Genomic DNA, 3,976 nt, shown 5'->3' with positions numbered 1-3,976 from the left:
TTTACCTTGGTACATGTAACAGTGATGTAATTTGTTGGTGCTTCGAACCGCCGGACGCCGAACGGCTTCTCCGGTGGTGTGAGAGGAAAAAAGATGAGAGCTCACGCTCTCATCCTCCTACTCGATTTCTTCCTTGAGGTCTGGTTCCTTCGGTTCTCTTCTGGTGAAGCGGAATTCATATTCGCCAGTAACCTCCAGAGTAGAGCCTTCATCAATATGGAGTCTGCCGCCGCGGATCTCATGATAGCGGCCATTTGCATCGCGGATGCTGAGACCGGAATCATTGACCGGATTGACCCAGTAATTGCCTGCCCGGATATTCTTCGGCACATTGTAGATTCCTGAGGTCAGAGTCATCGTATTCTCACTGGCCAGATAGATCAGATTCTTTTTCTTGTTTTCTTTTGCGGCTGCTGCCATGCGATAGAATGTCTCACGCATGAAGAACAGATCGCTGTGCGGGGTATAGTAAGTATAGCGGCGGTTGTGCTCTAATACGTGGACTGCATCGGTCGGCTGATTCTCTTTGATCAGACTTGTGAGACGGTGGCAGTTGATGAAATGCTCACTCAGAAAGTAGACGGCAGCGTCCGTTTCATACAGCATTCCATCCGCTTTTACAGCATCGCTGGGATCAGCCGCATCTGAGAGATTGGTGATCTGGGGTCTGCGGATATCGGCGATGGCAGTCACTGCCAGAGAAGAAGGAATTAAGGATCTGCTCACGTTGATGGATGCTTTGCGCATGTTGATGCAGTGCTCTCCATCATGAAGCAGGATATTCGGCAGCGGAAAGTACTTTGCAATCGTATCTTCTGCCTTGTGGTTTTCCAGGTAGTCTCCCATCATCATTTCATGCATGGAAGGATCTGCAGTGACCAGGAGCTGGAACAGATCATACTTCACCGGAAGCCCATAGTCTTCAATGATTTTTCTGCACTTCCTGCAGATATGATAGCCGCCTTGAATTGTTTCCGGCTGCTTGAACAGTCCTTTTGTTTCTTCCAGGCAGAAATCACAGATCTTGTTTGCCATTGTGTCAGGAACCTCCGTCTAGTTTATTATAGCCGAAAGAGAAAACACTGGAAGAAGCAGCCGATGGCTGAAGATTCAGCTTCTGCGGCTATGATGGATGGCTTTTTCCTCATACATGAGAGAATCAATACGTTTCAGGAAGGTGCTGAGATCTTCTGAAGAAACAGAGTCATGGACTGCATATCCGATGCTGAAGCGAATCGGATATGGCTTCTTCTTTCCGTCATTGAATCTTTTTACAGCGGAACGCAATTCTGCAACCTTGGAATCAAGCTGAGACGGATCATTGATTTCAGAAACAATGCAGAATTCATCTCCGCCGAAGCGAGTGATGGTGTCTTTCCGGCCGAAAGTTTCTGAGAGAAGATGATAGACTTCCTGAAGAGCACTGTCTCCCTCCTTATGACCATAGGTATCATTGATCTGTTTGAATGAATCCAGATCGATCAGAATTGCAGAAAAGGATACCTTGCTGGAAATAAGACTAGTCAAGACATCATCCAGACGTCTGCGATTGCCTGCACCAGTCAGGTAGTCTGTGGTCAGATCATTGCTCTGGATATGGATATACAGCATGATGCATGCAAATACGAGACCGTTATATTGAAGCTGAATGCCGGAGAATACAGTCTGCATCAAGCCGAACAGGATTGCGATAGCCGGGAAGGCAATCAGCGTTCTGCGGTAGATCGGCTGAATATGCCTGCGCTCAGAGAAAGCATAATATTCAAACAGGAGGGCGAACATCATACCGAAAAACACTCTCAGGAGAAAGAACGTGCCTCTATGATATTTCAGGTTCTCGAAATAATAGAACCATCCCAAATGGAAGACCTCCGAGATTGTTACTGCCGCAAGATTCACAAGGAAGAACCCCAAAAACATACTGCGCCAGAGGTTTGACCGGGAGTGCGGAGACTGAATAAAGCAGTTGAGATAGTCCAAGGCAAGCAGATAGCCCAGGGGATCAACTGCAAAGATATAGAAATTTCCTGCCCTCATCAGACAGTAGATGAAATCCTTCTGAGTGACTGCAAGCCGGCTGAAACTGTCCATGATCAGAAGCGAGATCAGCACAATCAGGAATCGGAGATAAGCACGATTGCTTTCAGATCTTGATGCAGATAATGAAGTATGCAGCAGCATCGCTGCCAAAAGGATTGTATAGCTGTTGAGATACGCCCATGCCGGAAGTTCCATAGCTTCATTATAAAACTTCGGACTGCAGCCGTGTGGGAAGAAGCAGGAAGAATCGATCGGGATTCATGCATGGACAGTAGAATCGGGTATACTGGAATAGACACATGACAGATGGAAAGAGAGAGTTGAAAATGCAGATCAGGACACTGCTGTTTGATTTTGATGATACGCTTGGAAACCGTGAAAGATATGCCTACCAGGCATATGAAGAAGCGGTGGATTCCGTGAAGCCTGGAATGGATCCGATGGAAAAAGAAGCGATCTTGCAGACATGCATGATCCTGGATCAGCAGGGGGATATCAATAAGAATTATGTGAGCTCAGCATTGAGGGAGAGATTCGGGATTGATCTGGATGTTCTGGGAGAGCCGGACTTCAATCAGTGGTGGGAAACGAATCTATGGAAATATACAGAACTGTTTCCGGATGCGATGGAGGTGCTGACAAAGCTGCGTGATCGGGGCTATCGGCTTGGCGTAGTCACGAATGGCACTTCTTATTCTCAGCATCAGAAACTGGCAAAGGCAGGGCTGGATACCTTTTTTGATGCAGTAGTAGTGTCCGGAGATCTGAAGGTCAAGAAGCCGGATCCTGAAATTTTCCGATATGCGGCAGAGAAGATCGGCAGTATGCCGGAAGAATGTGCATTTATCGGAGACCTTTTTGCCAGAGATATCATCGGTGCGTTTCATGCAGGAATGAAGCCTGTCTGGATCTGGCCGCATGGTCAGCGGATGATGGAAGCTGACTGCACACGGATCAGAACACTGACAGATCTTCTGGACCTGTTCAGATAAAAATCTTTCGGTGCTGATTATGTTGATGGAACAGAAGCGAAAATCATTTTGGAGGATGGTAAATGGGAGATTCTGTTGGTTTTATCTGTCCTGAATGCGGGTATTCATTCGGCGGAGATCTTGGCGTAGGTTTTCTGTATCCGAAACTGTATCTGGATACTGTGCAGAAAATGAAAGCTGGAGATTATGGAAAAGAGGCCGAACAGTTTTTCATTGATTACCCTGATGGGGTGGTTGATTGCGAAAACGTGCTGTTCCAGTGTGATGATTGTCATAAATATTATTTTGATCTGAAACTGTCGATGTATATCCCCCGAGATGGTGTTGCTATGTCCGCAGAGCCGGCTGGATGGAGTGTGGAGTTTCCGTTCAAGGGGGTTCCGTATGCAAGTATAGATGATCTTGAAAAGCATTATGAACTATATGCAGAGTATGATCATCGCTGCAAAAGCTGTGGTGGGAAATTATCGTATGTGACGAATGATCTCAGGTGCCTTCTGGAAAGGAAGATTGCGTGTCCCATCTGCCATGCGGAAATGAACAAGTAGAAAACGTCCTTTGCTGATGCTGGGAGCAGCAGTGATCGAACTGTCTGCAGCCGCTGTGACAGCGGTTATGATCTTGATGATACGGCGGAAGAAGTGACAGAGAAACAATAACATTTTTTTCGATGAAAAGGTTCATCGGAGATGCAAGTGATAGGCAGCTGATTTATCTTTCTTTCAGAACGAGCAATCAGAAGAATCCTGATTTCATGTATATCCAGGCAGAAGAGGAATCGGAGTATAATAAAGCAGAACAGGAGGATCAGCAAATTCATGAACAATGAAGAACTGAAGCAGCATGCACGCAATATCCGGAAGAATATCGTGAAGGAAATTGCGAACGCGCAGTCCGGGCATCCGGGAGGATCGCTCGGAGCAGCGGATATCGTCACTTATCTG

At 46.6% G+C, this 3,976-nt stretch carries 4 protein-coding genes and 1 pseudogene; 3 read left to right on the top strand and 2 right to left on the bottom strand.

All coding sequences use genetic code 11. The annotated features are described in order from the left end of the window. Positions 1–117 precede the first annotated feature (117 nt). Entirely contained in the window at positions 118–1,035 is a 918-nt protein-coding gene (locus FYJ51_RS13320; protein WP_154506009.1) for a hypothetical protein, read from the bottom strand. A 75-nt stretch (positions 1,036–1,110) separates the two neighbouring features. Then, entirely contained in the window at positions 1,111–2,235 is a 1,125-nt protein-coding gene (locus FYJ51_RS13315; RefSeq protein ID WP_154506008.1) for a GGDEF domain-containing protein, read from the bottom strand. 131 nt (positions 2,236–2,366) lie between these two features. On the opposite strand from FYJ51_RS13315, the gene FYJ51_RS13310 reads away from it, so the two are divergent. The 3 genes and pseudogenes from FYJ51_RS13310 to FYJ51_RS13775 all read left to right on the top strand — a co-directional run. Next, the gene (locus FYJ51_RS13310) at positions 2,367–3,032 is read left to right on the top strand and encodes an HAD family hydrolase (protein WP_205946345.1); all 666 of its coding nucleotides are present in this window, start codon (positions 2,367–2,369) and stop codon (positions 3,030–3,032) included. Positions 3,033–3,094: 62 nt separating this feature from the next. Beyond that, positions 3,095–3,580: a hypothetical protein gene (locus FYJ51_RS13305; protein WP_154506006.1), complete on the top strand. Its 486-nt coding sequence runs from the start codon at positions 3,095–3,097 to the stop codon at positions 3,578–3,580. A 270-nt stretch (positions 3,581–3,850) separates the two neighbouring features. Next, positions 3,851–3,976, top strand: a pseudogene (locus tag FYJ51_RS13775) (transketolase); the annotation flags it as partial.

The sequence above is a fragment of the Stecheria intestinalis genome, assembly GCF_009696165.1.
Classification (GTDB): Bacteria; Bacillota_I; Bacilli_A; order Erysipelotrichales; family Erysipelotrichaceae; genus Bulleidia; species Bulleidia intestinalis.
The sequence above is the reverse complement of the archived record's forward strand: the minus strand, read 5'-3'. Positions and strand labels throughout refer to the sequence as shown.

Bases quoted from the DNA above. Each gene is read 5' to 3' on its own strand.
- FYJ51_RS13305 (WP_154506006.1), top strand. From the start codon at position 3,095: ATGGGAGATTCTGTTGGTTTTATCTGTCCTGAATGCGGGTATTCATTC.
- FYJ51_RS13320 (WP_154506009.1), bottom strand. From the start codon at position 1,035: ATGGCAAACAAGATCTGTGATTTCTGCCTGGAAGAAACAAAAGGACTG.
- FYJ51_RS13315 (WP_154506008.1), bottom strand. From the start codon at position 2,235: ATGGAACTTCCGGCATGGGCGTATCTCAACAGCTATACAATCCTTTTG.
- FYJ51_RS13310 (WP_205946345.1), top strand. From the start codon at position 2,367: ATGCAGATCAGGACACTGCTGTTTGATTTTGATGATACGCTTGGAAAC.